Genomic DNA, 15,776 nt, shown 5'->3' on the forward strand with positions numbered 1-15,776 from the left:
TTAGCTTTGTGCAACAAATATCCAATATAACAATATTATGAGTGGCATCACTACACTAGGTCAATTTATCATTGAAAAGCAAGCCGATTTTCCATATGCAAAAGGAGAGCTCTCCCGGCTGCTGCGCGATATCGGTATCGCCGCAAAAATCGTCAACAGAGAAGTGAATAAAGCCGGTCTGGTAGATATTCTGGGCGACGCGGGGCAGACGAATATTCAAGGCGAAGGGCAAAAGAAGTTGGATGTGTACGCCGATGAGCAGTTTATTAAGGCGCTACAAAGTGGGGGCGAATGTTGTGTGGTTGCGTCAGAGGAGCATGAAAACCCCGTTTATATCCATTCTGGTGTGTCAAAAAATGCGAAATATATTGTTTGTATAGATCCGTTGGACGGGTCAAGCAATATTGACGTTAATGTCTCTGTCGGCACCATATTTTCGATCTACAGGCGGATTTCTGACACAGGCGTTTCCTGCAACAACAATGATATTTTACAAAAAGGGACCAAGCAAGTTGCCGCGGGCTATGTGATCTACGGCAGCTCCACCATGCTGGTATATACTACTGGAAAAGGCGTGAATGGCTTTACGTTGGATCCTTCAATCGGCGAATTCTGTTTATCTCACCCCGATATGAAAATACCTGAAGCCGGACATATTTATTCCATCAACGAGGGGAATTATTCTAAATTTCCTAACGGTGTTAAGCAGTATATCAAATATTGTCAGATGGAAGATCCGTCAACCCTACGGCCGTATGCTTCCCGCTATATTGGTTCGATGGTCGCCGACATCCATCGCAATTTGTTGAAAGGCGGTATATTTCTTTATCCAACGACCTCTGCGCATCCCAATGGCAAACTGCGCCTGATGTACGAATGTAACCCCATTGCTTTTATCATAGAGCAGGCAGGAGGAAAGGCATCCAATGGTTGTCAACGTATTCTGGATATTGAGCCCAGGAGCTTACATCAGCGCTCCGCAGCATTTCTAGGGAATACGGAGATGGTTGATCTTCTTGAGGATTTTCTTCAAAAATATAGGGATTGATTCCTGTAGTGATTCGATGACAAAGGGCATTCGTTTGCCAAAAAGAATTATTTATCTTTGTGCACCGAACATGGCTTCATTATTGCGAAGCCATTTCTTTTTCATTATCTGTAGTATGTCACGATTTTTAGTTCTTATTTCATTCGTTTCAATAGTATTTTTTTCTTGTAAAGAGAATCCGCCGACATATGGTGATGTGCTGGCAGAGGGTTTTGATCAAAAGTCCTATAAGGAATTCGATACAGCGGCTTATGTTAAAGTATTCTGGGAAGTCTACGGGAAGCAGAAGGCTAAATTACATAATCCAAGCTGGATGAAGCAGCTGGCTGATTCGACGGAAGGAATGACTTTAGTTGCTAGCCACTTATTTGATGGAAGCCTGGATACGATGCTGACGTATTTTGAGCGGAGTGAGGCGCATGGCATACGTACGAGCTATTTCCATACCATTGAAATTAAGGAAACCTTATTTTCCCTTCGCAAATTGAAGCCCAAAGATGTGGCAGAAGCCTATCCTCTTTTGGCAAAGTTGGACTTGCTGGGTACAGATGGGTTTGTCGCCTATGTTAGCGGACTCAAATATGGGATGGTGAATCCCAAGCGTCTGTATGGTCGTTATTTTGTACCGCAAAAGCGTATGAACTACGGCAATGTAGCACGTTTGATGGATAGCGTTTCGATTGGGGCGGTTTTAGCATCCGTTCAGCCAAAAAATCAGTATTATCTCAAGTTTCAGGAGCTGTTGGAGAATGGGGATCTGGATCCTGCGCAACGGATCAGTGTGTTGATGACGCTGGAGAAATTGCGCTGGATGGGCGAGGTGTTTCCCGAACGCTATGTATTTGTCAATATCCCCGAGCAACGGTTACATATTGTAGAAGAAGGCAAATCCCGGCAAGTGATGAATGTATGTGTAGGAGAGACGGCTAATCCGGGGTATACGCGCAAGGGTGAGAATCACGAAACGCCTGTAATGCAGGGCGTCTTGGATGCTATGCAGGTAAACCCTGTCTGGAATATTCCGAGCAGTATAGTTAAAAAAGAGTTACTGGCCAGTGTAAGAAACAACCCAAACTATTTGGCGTCACGCAACATGGTAGCTTATTATAAAGGCAAACAGGTGGATCCGGCCACGGTAAACTGGAATGCCGACTCTGTCGAAAAGTTTCGCTTTAAACAGAATCCGGGCTCAGACAACTCATTGGGAAATGTAAAATTTCTGTTTGAGAATCCGTATTCGATCTATCTGCATGATACACCGGCCAAACAGATGTTTGGGCAGACCAACCGTGCGGTGAGCCATGGTTGTGTACGCGTAGAAAAGCCGGTAGATCTGGCGAGCTACCTCGTCAATAATGAAAAGCAGGCCGAGCGGATCGCAAAAGAGATCACGACGGATTCGATCTCCAAATCACGTTGGGTAACATTGAAGCGAAAGATGCCTGTATACCTTACGTACTATACAACATGGCTGGATGATGCGGGGAAAATAGTGTCCTATCCGGACATCTATGGCTATGATCCGCGACTGAAAGAAGCTTTAAAGAAGTACTGGGCGAACTAAGCCGACTTCACCGGCAGCCCATCCAAAAAAGGCACTTCTTCTAGTATTCAGAGTTATAGGCCAGTGCTAGGCGGACAAAGGGATAATCTCTATTAACGTTGTTGTGATACCGATAGTGTCCTTCTAGTCTGAAGTACCCTGAATACAGGTTTACGCCAAAATTTTTCCAGATCCGTAAGGCAGCACTGGTGGAGGCGGTATGCAGGTAGTGGTGCGACTTATTGCCGCTTATCGTAACAAAGTAACCACCGCGATAGTCGACGCCAAATTTGAAACGCTTCAGGGTACTGAGGGTTGCTGACGCCCGGATATCTACTCCGGGGCCATAATCGTAGGTACGGCTTTCACCAAAATGTAGGTAAGGGTCGGGCACCGCGGCCAGTATGACTGGTCCACCGCCCAGGACAGTTGTTAACTTACTTTGACTGCCGATGGCAAAGTGTGAAAAAAGAGTATAGTTTATACTTTGAGATCCATAGTAAAAGGCTTCGTTACGCAGAAAGTCAAAATGAGCGGACAGAATACCGCGGTGACGGCCTGGTAAATTTGATAGTACGCGGTTTCCATACAGTGATGCATAGATATTGACAGCGTTCACGATGGAGCTGTCGTCTGAGCCGACTTCCAGATTGAGGTAGAAGTCGTCAAAAGGTTTCTTGCGGTCTAAAGCATCATTATTATAGATCAGTTTGATGCGGGCATAGATGTCATTCTTTCCACGATTGATAATATCGTGTTCTTTGGCATCAAAACGACGTATACCAAGTTCGACTTCGGTATGTACTAAGGAACTATCTATCACTGTGCCTTTGTGTGTATTCCCCCAGCGGCCGTCGAGCAAACGGTTTAACCCGTTGATCGGATTGATCAACATGGCTAAAATTTCCTTTTTATTGCGCTGGCTTTTCGTCAGGCTCGGCCTGGCCAGTATATGATGCGACAGCCGATGGGTCATCTCTCCCAGAATAGTACCACCAAAGCTTGTATTAATGATATCATTGATGGAAGGGGGTTCAGTTTCACCGGCAGTTTCCCAGATATAGCTACCTGCGACCGTAGCTGCCGTGGACTGCAAAAAACTAAAATTGTTGGACCGAAAAGCATTGAAATAAAACTGGCCATGATAGGGGTGGGCAATCTGATTAGTCGCAAAATGATTGTCATCCCAAGTCCAGGCAGAAAATTTAAGATGACTAAAAAAATTCTTAAAGGAGATGTTGGCAACAGGATCTTTCCGTATAAAATAATTGACCGAAGCAGGAATCGCCTGAATGGAGAACCACTCTATACCGGCGCGCAGGAAATTTTTCTTCTGCTCAATTGTCAGGCTGTCAAACCGTGTGGTAGGAGCAGGAGCTAGTGGGCGACTGGGCCGAAATATGTCATGATAAATGCTGTCATCAGCAACAAGGGCAGTGGGTATACTGCTAAAACAAGTGTTGTACAGTAGCAGAAAAAGAACGAATAAGTAGGGGAAAGGGCCAATGTGTTGCTTCATAGGGTTAATATACTGTTTTGCAATAAAATTTGATAAGAATAACAATTATTAACGGAAAGTGTTTGCAATAATGGCTCTCGTCACCACTATTTAGAGCGTATCTCTATTGCGGATATGGCGGGTCGATGCTTACCTTTGCATCGCTTCTTTGGAGGCTACAACAACTATCGACATGAATAATACCTTTGACTTTTTTTCGCTGCGATCCGTCAATCTCAAGAATGAGTTGTTCGCTGGATTGACAGTAGCGATGACCATGATACCCGAATCGCTTTCCTTTGCGATCTTGGCGGGGTTGCCTCCTTTGACAGGGCTTTATGCTGCATTTTTAATGGGACTAGTGACTTCAATTTTAGGAGGGCGGCCCGGAATGGTGTCTGGTGGAGCTGGGGCGACCGTGGTTGTCCTGATGGCATTGGCTGCGAGCCATGGAATAGATTATCTCTTTGCGGCAGTGCTGTTAGCAGGTCTTTTACAATTTTTGGTTGGTTTATTTAAGTGGGGTAAATTTGTCCGTCTGATCCCGCAGCCGGTTATGTATGGTTTTTTGAATGGTTTGGCTATTATTATTTTTATGGCACAAGTTGTCCAATTCAAGGTGAACACGGATACTGGTATGGCCTGGATGACGGGGGGCACGTTATATGTCATGGGCGGACTCACCTTATTGACGATATTGATCGTCGTCGGGTTTCCACGTCTTACCAAGGCTATACCTGCCTCTCTGGTAGCTATTTTGGTAATTTTTGTTCTCGTGTCAGCATTGGGAATCGACACCAAGAAAGTGGTGGATATCGCTTCGGTAAGTGGTTCGCTGCCGCAGTTTCATTTTCCAGACATCCCATGGAATTGGGAGACCTTACAGCTCATTTTTCCGTATTCTTTAGTGATGGCGGGAGTGGGCCTCGTGGAGTCCTTATTGACCTTAAACATGGTGGACGAGATCACGGCAAGCAAGGGAAATGCTAATCGTGAGTCCATGGCGCAGGGTATCGCCAATACGATAAATGGCCTCTTTGGCGGTATGGGGGGCTGTGCTATGGTTGCACAGACTTTAGTCAACCTGAACGCCGGCGCCCGCACCCGATTATCGGCGTTTATTGGATCAATGACCATTTTGTTGATCATTTTGGTGGGTGCTCCTTTCATAGAGCAGATTCCGATGGCTGCACTGGTTGGTGTCATGATGATGGTTGCCATTGGCACCTTTCAATGGGTAAGCTTGCGTATCATTACTAAATTTCCGAAGTCAGATATATTTGTTGGCATGCTCGTCGCCGTAATCACGGTGCTCTTGCACAATTTGGCCCTTGCTGTGCTGATGGGGGTAGTTATATCTGCCCTTGTATTTGCCTGGGACAATGCCAAACGTATACGAGCTAGAAAGTACATAGATTCGGATGGCGTAAAGCACTATGAAATCTATGGCCCGCTTTTCTTTGGTTCTACTGCCAATTTTTTGGAAAAATTTGAGGTAAACGAAGATCCTGATCATGTGATTTTAGATTTCAAAGAAAGCAGGGTTGTTGACATGTCTGCTATTGATGCGCTCAATAAAATCACCGAACGGTATGCGGCTCAGGACAAAAAGATTGAGCTCTGGCATCTCAGTGAGGATTGCCGATCTCTGCTGAAGAATGCTGAAGGAGTCGCTTTAGTGAATATTAAAGAGGACCCGACTTATAAAGTAATGCCGGGAAACTGACTTTACTTCTTTCGCAGTTCAATAAAAAGCTCACTGCCCTGCCTTTGTGGGATACTGTCTGCGCAGGGCTTCATCTGTACAATGTCAAAAAGGCTATTAAACAGCTTCTGATATTCAGCAATGTTTCCACCAAATGGTGGACCTTTTCTTTCAAAGGTCCTGTTGAACAATAGACCGGCAAGAGTTCCCCCGGGGCGCAGCAAAGATGCCATTTGTTCGACATATTTTTCTCTCAAGCTGGGATGGAGCGCACAGAAGAAGGTTTGCTCGAGGATATAATCGTACTGTGGTGTGTGCAGGAAAAAGTCCTTACAGACAACCCGTACGTATTTAGTTTTATCGAATTGTTTTTGCACCTTACGAACAAGTGTGGGTGCGATATCAAGTAAAGTAAGATTTGTAAAGCCCTCAAATAACAGGGCCCGAGCTTCGTGGGCGTTGCCACAGCCGGGAATCAGTATCGTGGCGGATTTTGGAATCGATGCTGTTGCATAGGCGACGATCGCTGGCGATGCATAGCCAATATCCCAGCCGATTTCATGTTTTTTATAGCGTTCGTCCCAATAGTCTTTATTCAGTTCCAATGTATCCATGTGCCAGCGTATTGTAGGTGGACGTTAAGTTAAGGAAATTGTTTTTAATCCAATCAGATATTTCCGGATGTCGGCTTCAAGCTGTTCAGGATATTCATAAACCAACTGACTTGACAGCTCACGACCTATCTGGGAGACAAGATCTGCCATTGCAAACAGGGCATTCCAGTTTTCTTCAATTTCTTTCCCAGCAAACGTAAGTAATGTTTTGTTCCACATTTCATCAGTGAGATAGGTCTGGAAAAGCCGCCCGTGCTTATTGGTCGTGATATTCCAGTCGTGCTGGTTTGCAATATACCATTCGATGAGTGGAACTAAGTAGTCTGTTCGGATATTGTTTTCCGCCATGAATTTTGCATAAAAGATATCCTTGCGGACCAAACATTTGGCAACATATGTGCAGTCCCACCAAAAGTCATTTAGGACCTGCTCAAATTTAAGTTTATTTGGTTTTTTTATAATAGATACCTGATGGCTCGGTTTCTTTAGGCCATGCGTTATTCCGTCTTTATCCAATAATACCTTATATCCGATATCCCAATCTTCAGGGAGTTGTGCTTGTTTGACTTCTCCGAGAAAATTCGATTTACTAAAAAGTTTAAAATCTACTTTTACTTGATCTTCATAAAGAACCATTTTCATGGCATGTTTACCATCGAAATTAGTTTCGCCCTCTTCGATCATCGCTATGGGAGTACCAAAATTGTGTAGCCATTGATTATCGGCGATATAGTGTTGGTTGTGTTCAAAAATCAGTTCAATATCTAAATCGCTTAAATCGTCCACCGGAGCAAGCGGATTAACCATGGAGCTAGTTAACAGTACCGCCCGGATATCATCATTACGCTGTGACCAGTTAATAATATTTTGCAGTTTTTTGTCTCTGTGTACCATACTATGAAATATTAGATGTTATAAAGATAAGATCTACCTGCCATTAAAGCTTTCATTACACAGAGATATTTATCGGTTTGACGCAGCATCCAGCGAGCGTGGTTTTAGTTTCTGCTAAAGCAAATTGTTGAGCGGCGAATTGGGACAAACCTATTGCAGGGCGTAAGTCCCAACTGTCCGGTTTGTGAGTAATTGTATATTTCTTGCTGTATTGCTAACATTATCCATCGGGAAATTTCCAGTGTTGGTCCGAAAACGTTTATTTGGTAATATTCAAATTGAAGGAAAGGGGAAAGTACAAGGCCGGTGTATTTGCGGCAATATGAGAGGACAGCTGTTCAGTTCCGGACAAAAAGCGTTCGATAATGGACAGCTGAAATTGGTGTTTGTTTGTTTTAATATTTTGTTTATCAGCGTGTTATTTGTATGGCAAGTGGGTTGCTTGGAACGATTGATGACTATGCTTAAAAATTATTTCAAAATAGCCTTTCGTAATTTAAAGAAAAACAGAGGCTTTACGCTAACGAACATTATTGGCCTGGCGGTGGGTATGTGCTCAGCCATGCTGATCTTGTTATGGGTGAGTTTTCAGCTAAACTTTAACCGGCACTTCCCGAAAACGTCGGAATTATATACAGTTGGATCCAGAGATTTTTCGGATAACAAGCTTAATGTCTGGTTTTCTACGGCCAAGCCCTTAGCGCCAGTGTTAAAAAACGAGGTGCCGGAAATTAAAGATGTGTCAAGGCTAAGCAGTATAAACGGTTTGTTGTTTAGTACAGGAGAAAAAAAGGTCATGGCTGACGTAGGGGCCTTTGTTGATTCAGCGTTTCTCGATATGTTTGAATTTCCGCTATATGCGGGAGATCGTCATTCCATGTTAACCTCACCTCAGAGCATTGTACTATCCGAACAAACCGCAAAAGGGCTTTTCGGAAGTGCAGATGTGATCGGGAAGACGATACAAATCGATACTGTTCATGTCTTAACCGTCACTGGGGTGCTGAAAAAAAGCGAGGCCAATACTATTTTCAGTGGCTATGCCTATTTCCTACCTTGGACATTGATGGAAAAATTAGGCTATTCAGATAGCCAATGGGGCAATAGTTCCGTTGACCTTTATGTTGAACTTCACAAAGGTGCGCAGCTTGGCAAGATCCAGGAACAGATCAAAGATATTGTTCCCCGTAATTCGAGTATTGAGACCGAGACTTTCTTAAAACCATTTGGTGATATCTATCTCTACAATAAATACGAAAATGGCAAGGTTGTAGGCGGCCGGATAGATATGGTTAAGACTTTTAGCATCGTAGCCTGTTTAATCCTATTAATCGCCTGTATTAATTTTATCAATCTGAGTACAGCACAAAGCGAGAAAAGAGCCAAGGAGGTCGGTATCCGTAAGGTGGTAGGAGCACATCAGCGTGTGCTTGTTTTTCAGTTTCTACTGGAATCTTTATTGTTAGCTTTTATATCGGGAATCATTGCCCTGATTCTCCTTGCTGTCGTTTTGCCCAGCTTCAATACCTTGGTAGGCCAGAAATTTAGCCTACCCGTCCAGAAATATACGTTTTGGTTATCCTTCTTGGGCTTCATTTTAACGACAGGTTTCCTTGCCGGTATCTATCCCGCGTTCTTTTTGTCCTCTTTTAACCCGATCAAAGTACTGAAAGGAAAGTTTAAAAATGTTCACAAAAAGATTAATCCACGCAAGATACTGGTGGTTAGTCAATTTAGTGTCGCTATTGTCCTAATTATCAGCACCCTCGTCATACGGAAGCAGATTAAACATGCACAAGACAGGGATTTTGGGTTTAAAAAAGATAATCTTATTTATGTGCAGGAGGTAGGCGAGCTACCAAAAAACGTGCAGCTGGTCAAGCAGGCGTTGTTGGCCGAGAATATTGCCCAATCGGTCTGTCGGTTGATGTCGCCTCTCACCGAGCGCTGGAGTGGCTGGAATGGTTTTACATGGGAAGGGAAAAATCCAAATGATGTGATTCAGTTTAACCGTCAGACTGGTGACGATCGGGTGGTGGAAACGGCAGGTTTTGAGCTAGTGGCCGGAAGGGACTTTGATTTGACGAAATTTGCCACGGATTCAACGGCGGCAATAATCAATGAGACCGCTGCGAAAACAATGGGTTTTAAGAATCCTATTGGACAGTATTTTAATGATGGTGGAAAAAAATTCCAAATTATTGGCGTGATTAAGGATTTTATCCAAGAATCACCATTTGAGCCGGTGAAACCGCTGGTTATAGAAGGGGCAAGCAATTGGATGAGCACGATGCATATTCGGCTTAATCCGAAGCTAAACACGATGGATGCGCTAGCGAAAGCTGAGGCCGTTTTCAAGAAGTTTAACCCGGATTATCCTTTCGATTACAAATTTGTGGATGAAGCATATGCAAGGAAATTCGCCGATGCGCAACGCACAGGTAAACTAGCCAGCTTATTTGCGGGGCTAACAATTTTTATTTCCTGTTTAGGGCTATTTGGTTTGGCTGCCTATATGGCTGAAAGCCGGACTAAGGAAATAGGTATCCGTAAAGTGCTTGGGGCTTCGGTCATTGGCGTGACACAGATGCTGACAAAGGAGTTTGTCGTGCTGATCGTGGTTTCCTGTGTACTTGCGTTTCCAGCGGCCTATTGGGCAATGGAAAGCTATTTGTCCGGTTACTCCTATAGAATATCAATTGGTTGGGATATCTTTGTGCTTGCCGGTGTCGGCGCTATTGCTGTGACGTTCCTCACTGTGAGCTATCAGTCGATTAAAGCAGCAATTGCCAATCCAGTGGAATCGCTAAGGGATGAGTAAAGTACTTCAACAAGCACGTCGGCACTTCAGTTTGTTTGTGCAATGTCAATATCCGAATGTTATTTTTATCCGAAGCGAATAGCTATTACCTTCGTACTGTAATTTGTATTTTTTGTTTTACTAAAAAAAGGAATAATGATTAAATCGAAGGGATATGCGGCAAAAGACCAGCATTCGCCACTCGAATACTGGGAATTTGAGAGAAGAGAGCTTGGTCCGAATGATGTGTTAATCGATATACTGTACAGCGGTATCTGCCATTCGGATATCCATCAAGTTCGTGACGAATGGGGGGGGACACAATATCCCATTGTTCCAGGGCACGAGATTGTTGGACGGATTCAGGCTGTGGGAAGTGAAGTGACCAAGTTTAAACAAGGAGATCTTGCAGGCGTAGGCTGTATGGTTGCATCCTGTGGGGAATGCGATAACTGTAAGTCAGATCAACAGCAGTTCTGTCAGCAGAAGAAGACCGTGTGGACGTATAATAGTGTCGACGTTATGCATGACCACTCTTGTACATATGGTGGTTATAGCAATAATATTGTAGCTGATGCCAATTTTGTCTTGCATGTGCCGGAGACGCTGGACATTACGAAAGTCGCGCCATTGCTTTGTGCCGGTATCACCACTTATTCACCATTAAAGCGATGGAATGTCAGGAAAGGACACAAAGTCGGTGTACTAGGGCTAGGCGGACTGGGGCATATGGCTGTTAAGATCGCAGTTGCTATGGGAGCTGAGGTGACCATGATAAGCCATTCGCCAAGGAAAAAAGCGGATGCGGCATTGCTGGGTGCTCAGAAGTTTCTGAATGCACGAGAAGCCTCAGCAATAACTGCGTCAGCTTCGTATTTCGATTTTATTATAGATACGGTTTCCGCACCTCATGATTACAATGTTTATCTGAGCTTATTGAAAACACAAGGAGTTTATATCTGTGTTGGCATTCCTGCAGCTCCCATGGAAATTAATGGACGTTCCATCATGGGGGGGAATAAAATTCTGACGGCTTCGAGCATTGGGGGAGTACAAGAAACTCAGGATATGCTTAATTTCTGTGCAGCGCATAATATTCTTCCGGAGACAGAACTTATTGATATCGATTATGTCAACGAGGCCTATCAGCGGGTGTTAGATAGTGATGTGAAGTATCGTTTTGTGATTGATATGGCATCCATTGACAAACAGGGAAAATGACAAAAAAGACGGTATCGAAGATGCCGCCTTTTTTACTATGTGATGCCGATAAAATAATCCTTCCTAATTGCACTATTAAATTATAAACTTATCTTTGGAAAGTGATAGATAGGATATAAGCCAGTTGGCTGTCTCGTGAGGCAAGGATAATTAAGTGATCTGAGCAAAAGCAATGATTGTAAGAAAAAAGGAAAACTGGTTTAAGATGCTTTTTGTGTGGCATGGCTCCGTATTACCTGCCCTAGTCCCTAGGTTGTTATTATTGTTTGCCCTGTCTTTATCGGTCGCTTATTTTCGTGGCAATATCTTTTCCTTTAAAGTCCCATTGAATACCGCTCCGCTGACACTTTTTGGTTTTGTACTTGCTTTGTTTTTAGGTTTTCGTAACAATGTCAGTTATGAAAGGTATTGGGAGGGGCGCAAACTATGGGGGAGCTTGCTGAATGTATCCCGTTCATTGACCCGGCAGGCTTTAACTTTAGGCAGTCCAAAAGCCCATAAAGATACCGTTGCCGATTTTGTAAACCTATTGAGTGCTTTTTTACATGCCCTTAAACATCAGCTGCGACAGACAGACGCGCATGACGACTTGACGCCAAGGCTAAGCCCTCAACAGCTCCGGCTGGTCCAAAATGCGCGGTACAAGCCAGCCATAGTACTAAAACTAATGGCTGAGTGGGTAGAGCAGTCTAGAGAGGAAAATAGAATAGATAGTATACAACAGGCCCGTTTCGATGAAAATTTTGATAATTTGGCAAATATCGTCGGCGGATGCGAAAGAATAATTTCCACTCCGATTCCCTATAGTTATCGTGTGCTATTGCATCGCACAGTTTACATTTATTGTCTTCTGTTGCCTTTTGGTCTTGTGGATGCGTTAGGGTGGTTTATGCCATTGATTGTGGTTTTTATTGCGTATACTTTTGTCGCCCTGGAAGCCATAGCCGACGAAATTGAAGAACCCTTTGGTATAGAAGCAAACGATCTGGCACTTAATAGTATGTGTAGTGTGATTGATCATACTATTTATGAAATGATCGGTAAGCAAATCGATACAAACCACAAACCGATCCACAATATCATTGACTGATACCTCTTTTGAAGCAGGAACTTTCTTACACACTTCCATTTAAATCTTATCATGTGAAATAAGTGCCTCCCTGTGCAATTTGTGTACATGCGGGGGCCAGTTGTTGCTTTTGTATAATTATAGTTATAGATTATCGAAATTTAAATTATTTTGATTATATGTTTTCCTGTCGGAACTTTGTAAGCAAATACTTTGAAGAAATGAAAATTCAAAAAAGCTTGTTATCACTTGCGCTCGGAGGACTGGGCATTGGTGTTACGGAATTTACGATGATGGGAATGTTGACAGATGTTGCCAACGATCTCGATGTTTCAATCCCGCAAGCAGGTTATTTAATTACAGCATATGCATTAGGTGTAGTTATCGGCGCTCCGTTACTTGTACTGGGTATGAACCGGTATTCGCCCACGAAGACGCTGATCGTGCTAATGGTGCTTTTCACTATTTTTAATGGTCTTTCGATCATCGCTCCTGATTATCACTTTCTGTTGTTATCGCGTTTTATATCGGGGCTTCCTCATGGGGCTTTCTTTGGTGTGGGATCCGTGGTGGCCAGCCGTCTTGCTGCAAAAGGTAAGGAAGCCCAGGCGGTATCCATTATGTTTTCTGGCCTTACTGTTGCGAATCTGCTTGGTGTACCACTGGGAACCTATATAGGGCATCATTTTTCATGGCGTTATACCTTTTTGTTGATTGCACTAATTGGCTTGCTGACCATTATCGCTTTAAAATTATGGCTTCCAAAAACAATAGGTAAACAGAAGAGAACAAATCCTTGGGAAGATCTCGCCATCTTTAGGGATAGCAATGTCTGGTTTATGATATTGATCTTTTCAGTGGCTCCTGCAGCTCTTTTCGCGTGGATCAGCTACATTGCTCCGTTGATGAGTGAAGTGTCTGGCATTGCGGAGCAACACTTGCCGTATATTATGGTTCTGGCTGGACTGGGTATGTTTGTTGGCAACCTGATTGGCGGAAAGCTTACGGATTCCTTTTCTGCTCCGGTAGTTGTTATTGTTGTACTGATAATTCAGATGCTCAGCATGCTTACGACTTATTATACTGCTTCGATTGCTTGGGCTTCGTTGGTCATGACTTTCTGGACTGGAATGACCACATTTGCGCTAGTGCCATCACTTACCGTTTTATTGCTTAATTCTGTAAAGAGTGATTCGGAAATGCTCGTGGCATCCTTGGGCCCAGCCTGTTTCAATATCGCCAATGCTCTGGGGGCCTTTCTGGGCGGAGTTCCAATTGAGCAGGGATATGGCTATGCCTCTCCACTACTAGTAGGAACTGCAATGACTGCTGGGGGCATTATTATTTCGTTATTTTACGTGAGAAGAACCAAAAGCGAGAATTATGCAGCTGCACTCTGTCAAGCAGATAAGCATTAGTCTGCTTGACGCAACAAGTGGAATATAGTAATTTCAGGTAATATACCCACGCGGCTTGGATAATCTAAGTACCAAACGCCGGCATATCATTTTTCTACGACTCCAGTGGGATCTTATTCTTTTGTCTAAAGGAGCCAGGAGTCTGCCCAGTCCATTTTTTAAAGAATTTCGAAAAGTTCGAGGGGTCATACGTCAATACCAAAGCGATTTTGGCAATAGAGAGGTCCGAATCTGCCAGCAGTTGTTTTGCTTTATTGATAATCTTGAGGTCATAAAAATAACAGGGGTGATTACCTTTCTCTTTTTGCACCGTATCGGTGAGGTGTGTATGCGATATAGCCAGTTCTTTCGCGATCTCATTGAGTTCCATGAAGTCCGACACACGGCCTTGTACAACATCGTCAATATGTTTATCCAAAAAAAGTAAGTATTTGCGGGTTATCTCTGCTGCTCTTGTTTCAGATTTACCTTCTGTATTTGACATGTTTATGCTATTTTTCCAACTATAAATATAAAAAAATATGTGGAGGTTTATAATATAACGCTGTGATTGGTGTGTCGGATGCTGACTGTGGAGTAAATATACTAAAAAAAATAATCTTACACCACTATTGGTATGATATTCGTTCAATAGTTAGGTATCGATCGTTAGCGCTCATGAAAGGAAAATTTAGCACAGGCTTATTGCTGTATAAATTTCAGGACTCACAGATCAGGTTTTTCTTGGTGCATCCGGGAGGACCGTTCTTCGTCAGAAAAGATGACGGCTGGTGGACGGTGCCCAAAGGAGAGGTTGAAGAAGACGAGGATGAGCTCAGTGCAGCCAAGGGTGAATTTTTCGAAGAGACAGGGTATTTACCCGAGGGACAGTTTATTCTGCTGGATCCCATCCGACAGAAGGGTGGAAAAACGGTAAAGTGCTGGGCTGTTGAGGGCACCATTGACCCTGATGCGATATCCAGCAACCATTTCGAGATAGAGTGGCCGCCAAGATCGGGTACACGACACAGCTTCCCGGAAGTAGATCGAGCGGGCTGGTTCACCTTAGAAGAAGCAAAACAGAAGATCAATGTGATGCAAGTGTCATTTCTCGAACAATTAGTCTCTCTTTTGGAGACGAAGGAAGGATGATGCTTTAGCGTTGATTAATCATTATCTTTGTAGGAACATCAAATAAACTAAATATGGAATTTTCACCCTTTAATGCTGTTGTTAAGCTTTGTCTACAGGGAATGGCCATGGAGGATATTGGAAATAATGAAGAAGCTGCCAGACTGTTTGAGCAGGGATGGACCGAATCAACGAACGACCATGAGAGATTTCTGGCTGCCTATTATATATCCAGGCACCAAGACACCTTATCGGATACGCTAAAATGGCAAGAGACCGTGTTGCGCTATGCGATGAAAATAAATGATGATACAGTAAAGAGTGCGTTGCCTTTTCTTTATTTGAAGATATCTGAATCATATGGGCGATTGGGGCAAGCCAAAAAGTCGGCTGATTATGCAGCATTGTCAAAACAGCTCGCCGGCAATCCCTCTGACAAAGGACCTTTTTATCATGGTACCAGAGCGAATTTGAAGATCGGAGATTTGTTGACGCCTGGGGGGAATTCCAATTATAAGGCGGATGTCAAGATGAACCATATTTATTTTACTGCCCTTGTCAATGGAGCTGGTCTTGCTGCGGCATTGGCCAAAGGTGAGGGCCGGGAACACGTGTATTTAGTCGAACCAGTGAGCAGCTTCGAAAACGATCCAAATCTTACGGACCAATTTCCGGGTAATCCAACACGATCCTACCGTTCGCGCTCGCCCTTAAAAATTATTGGAGAAGTAACCGACTGGGAGAGACCGAGTCAGGCAGAACTGGAGCAGTTTCGGCGAAAACTGGAAGATAACAAGGGGCAAATCATAAATTGATAATAACATAAAGGCGTTTGACCGCAGGGTGACTCAGTCGT

At 43.6% G+C, this 15,776-nt stretch carries 13 protein-coding genes; 9 read left to right on the plus strand and 4 right to left on the minus strand.

Annotated elements, in window-relative coordinates; translation table 11 throughout:
- The first annotated feature begins 37 nt into the window (after window positions 1–37).
- Both fbp and FGL37_RS17145 read left to right on the plus strand, forming a co-directional pair.
- Window positions 38–1,048 (plus strand): class 1 fructose-bisphosphatase, encoded by a 1,011-nt coding sequence (gene fbp, locus FGL37_RS17140; protein ID WP_028068854.1) that lies wholly within the window; start codon window positions 38–40, stop codon window positions 1,046–1,048.
- 115 nt (window positions 1,049–1,163) lie between these two features.
- A complete protein-coding gene (locus FGL37_RS17145) occupies window positions 1,164–2,612 on the plus strand; it encodes a L,D-transpeptidase family protein (RefSeq protein WP_037532445.1) in 1,449 nt (482 codons plus the stop codon).
- A gap of 40 nt (window positions 2,613–2,652) precedes the next feature.
- Here the strand turns inward: FGL37_RS17145 and FGL37_RS17150 are convergent, their stop codons facing one another.
- On the minus strand, window positions 2,653–4,110 hold the full coding sequence (locus FGL37_RS17150) for a DUF3943 domain-containing protein (RefSeq protein ID WP_051606578.1): 1,458 nt from the start codon (window positions 4,108–4,110) through the stop codon (window positions 2,653–2,655).
- Window positions 4,111–4,282: 172 nt separating this feature from the next.
- Between FGL37_RS17150 and FGL37_RS17155 the strand changes: the two genes are divergently transcribed.
- Window positions 4,283–5,815, plus strand: coding sequence for a SulP family inorganic anion transporter (locus tag FGL37_RS17155; protein ID WP_028068852.1), 1,533 nt, complete (start codon window positions 4,283–4,285; stop codon window positions 5,813–5,815).
- 2 nt (window positions 5,816–5,817) lie between these two features.
- Here the strand turns inward: FGL37_RS17155 and FGL37_RS17160 are convergent, their stop codons facing one another.
- Both FGL37_RS17160 and FGL37_RS17165 read right to left on the minus strand, forming a co-directional pair.
- Entirely contained in the window at window positions 5,818–6,408 is a 591-nt protein-coding gene (locus tag FGL37_RS17160; protein WP_028068851.1) for a methyltransferase, read from the minus strand.
- A gap of 24 nt (window positions 6,409–6,432) precedes the next feature.
- Window positions 6,433–7,302, minus strand: coding sequence for an AadS family aminoglycoside 6-adenylyltransferase (locus tag FGL37_RS17165; protein ID WP_028068850.1), 870 nt, complete (start codon window positions 7,300–7,302; stop codon window positions 6,433–6,435).
- Between the two features lie 460 nt (window positions 7,303–7,762).
- On the opposite strand from FGL37_RS17165, the gene FGL37_RS17170 reads away from it, so the two are divergent.
- The 4 genes from FGL37_RS17170 (at window position 7,763) to FGL37_RS17185 (ending at window position 13,810) form a co-directional block, all read left to right on the plus strand.
- Entirely contained in the window at window positions 7,763–10,123 is a 2,361-nt protein-coding gene (locus tag FGL37_RS17170; RefSeq protein WP_028068849.1) for an ABC transporter permease, read from the plus strand.
- A gap of 135 nt (window positions 10,124–10,258) precedes the next feature.
- Window positions 10,259–11,323 carry an NAD(P)-dependent alcohol dehydrogenase gene (locus tag FGL37_RS17175; protein WP_028068848.1) on the plus strand — a complete coding sequence of 355 codons (1,065 nt, stop codon included), beginning with the start codon at window positions 10,259–10,261 and terminating at the stop codon, window positions 11,321–11,323.
- A 172-nt stretch (window positions 11,324–11,495) separates the two neighbouring features.
- Window positions 11,496–12,413 carry a bestrophin family protein gene (locus tag FGL37_RS17180; protein ID WP_028068847.1) on the plus strand — a complete coding sequence of 306 codons (918 nt, stop codon included), beginning with the start codon at window positions 11,496–11,498 and terminating at the stop codon, window positions 12,411–12,413.
- Between the two features lie 200 nt (window positions 12,414–12,613).
- On the plus strand, window positions 12,614–13,810 hold the full coding sequence (locus tag FGL37_RS17185) for an MFS transporter (protein ID WP_232048727.1): 1,197 nt from the start codon (window positions 12,614–12,616) through the stop codon (window positions 13,808–13,810).
- A gap of 94 nt (window positions 13,811–13,904) precedes the next feature.
- On the opposite strand, the gene FGL37_RS17190 is transcribed toward FGL37_RS17185, so the two are convergent.
- Window positions 13,905–14,294, minus strand: a complete 390-nt coding sequence (locus FGL37_RS17190) for a helix-turn-helix domain-containing protein (protein ID WP_028068845.1) — start codon at window positions 14,292–14,294, stop codon at window positions 13,905–13,907.
- A gap of 173 nt (window positions 14,295–14,467) precedes the next feature.
- Between FGL37_RS17190 and FGL37_RS17195 the strand changes: the two genes are divergently transcribed.
- Both FGL37_RS17195 and arr read left to right on the plus strand, forming a co-directional pair.
- Window positions 14,468–14,941 carry an NUDIX hydrolase gene (locus FGL37_RS17195; RefSeq protein WP_028068844.1) on the plus strand — a complete coding sequence of 158 codons (474 nt, stop codon included), beginning with the start codon at window positions 14,468–14,470 and terminating at the stop codon, window positions 14,939–14,941.
- Window positions 14,942–15,324: 383 nt separating this feature from the next.
- Window positions 15,325–15,735 carry an NAD(+)--rifampin ADP-ribosyltransferase gene (gene arr, locus FGL37_RS26135; protein ID WP_407695583.1) on the plus strand — a complete coding sequence of 137 codons (411 nt, stop codon included), beginning with the start codon at window positions 15,325–15,327 and terminating at the stop codon, window positions 15,733–15,735.
- Window positions 15,736–15,776: the final 41 nt, after the last annotated feature.

This window comes from Sphingobacterium thalpophilum (assembly GCF_901482695.1).
In the GTDB taxonomy this organism is placed as follows: Bacteria; Bacteroidota; Bacteroidia; order Sphingobacteriales; family Sphingobacteriaceae; genus Sphingobacterium; species Sphingobacterium thalpophilum.

What these genes read in the sequence shown, in the direction of transcription:
- FGL37_RS17190 (WP_028068845.1), bottom strand. Translation starts at nt 14,294, where the DNA reads ATGTCAAATACAGAAGGTAAATCTGAAACAAGAGCAGCAGAGATAACC.
- FGL37_RS17185 (WP_232048727.1), top strand. Translation starts at nt 12,614, where the DNA reads ATGAAAATTCAAAAAAGCTTGTTATCACTTGCGCTCGGAGGACTGGGC.
- FGL37_RS17160 (WP_028068851.1), bottom strand. Translation starts at nt 6,408, where the DNA reads ATGGATACATTGGAACTGAATAAAGACTATTGGGACGAACGCTATAAA.
- FGL37_RS17175 (WP_028068848.1), top strand. Translation starts at nt 10,259, where the DNA reads ATGATTAAATCGAAGGGATATGCGGCAAAAGACCAGCATTCGCCACTC.
- FGL37_RS17150 (WP_051606578.1), bottom strand. Translation starts at nt 4,110, where the DNA reads ATGAAGCAACACATTGGCCCTTTCCCCTACTTATTCGTTCTTTTTCTG.
- FGL37_RS17165 (WP_028068850.1), bottom strand. Translation starts at nt 7,302, where the DNA reads ATGGTACACAGAGACAAAAAACTGCAAAATATTATTAACTGGTCACAG.
- FGL37_RS17145 (WP_037532445.1), top strand. Translation starts at nt 1,164, where the DNA reads ATGTCACGATTTTTAGTTCTTATTTCATTCGTTTCAATAGTATTTTTT.
- FGL37_RS17180 (WP_028068847.1), top strand. Translation starts at nt 11,496, where the DNA reads ATGATTGTAAGAAAAAAGGAAAACTGGTTTAAGATGCTTTTTGTGTGG.
- FGL37_RS17170 (WP_028068849.1), top strand. Translation starts at nt 7,763, where the DNA reads ATGCTTAAAAATTATTTCAAAATAGCCTTTCGTAATTTAAAGAAAAAC.
- FGL37_RS17155 (WP_028068852.1), top strand. Translation starts at nt 4,283, where the DNA reads ATGAATAATACCTTTGACTTTTTTTCGCTGCGATCCGTCAATCTCAAG.
- FGL37_RS17195 (WP_028068844.1), top strand. Translation starts at nt 14,468, where the DNA reads ATGAAAGGAAAATTTAGCACAGGCTTATTGCTGTATAAATTTCAGGAC.
- fbp (WP_028068854.1), top strand. Translation starts at nt 38, where the DNA reads ATGAGTGGCATCACTACACTAGGTCAATTTATCATTGAAAAGCAAGCC.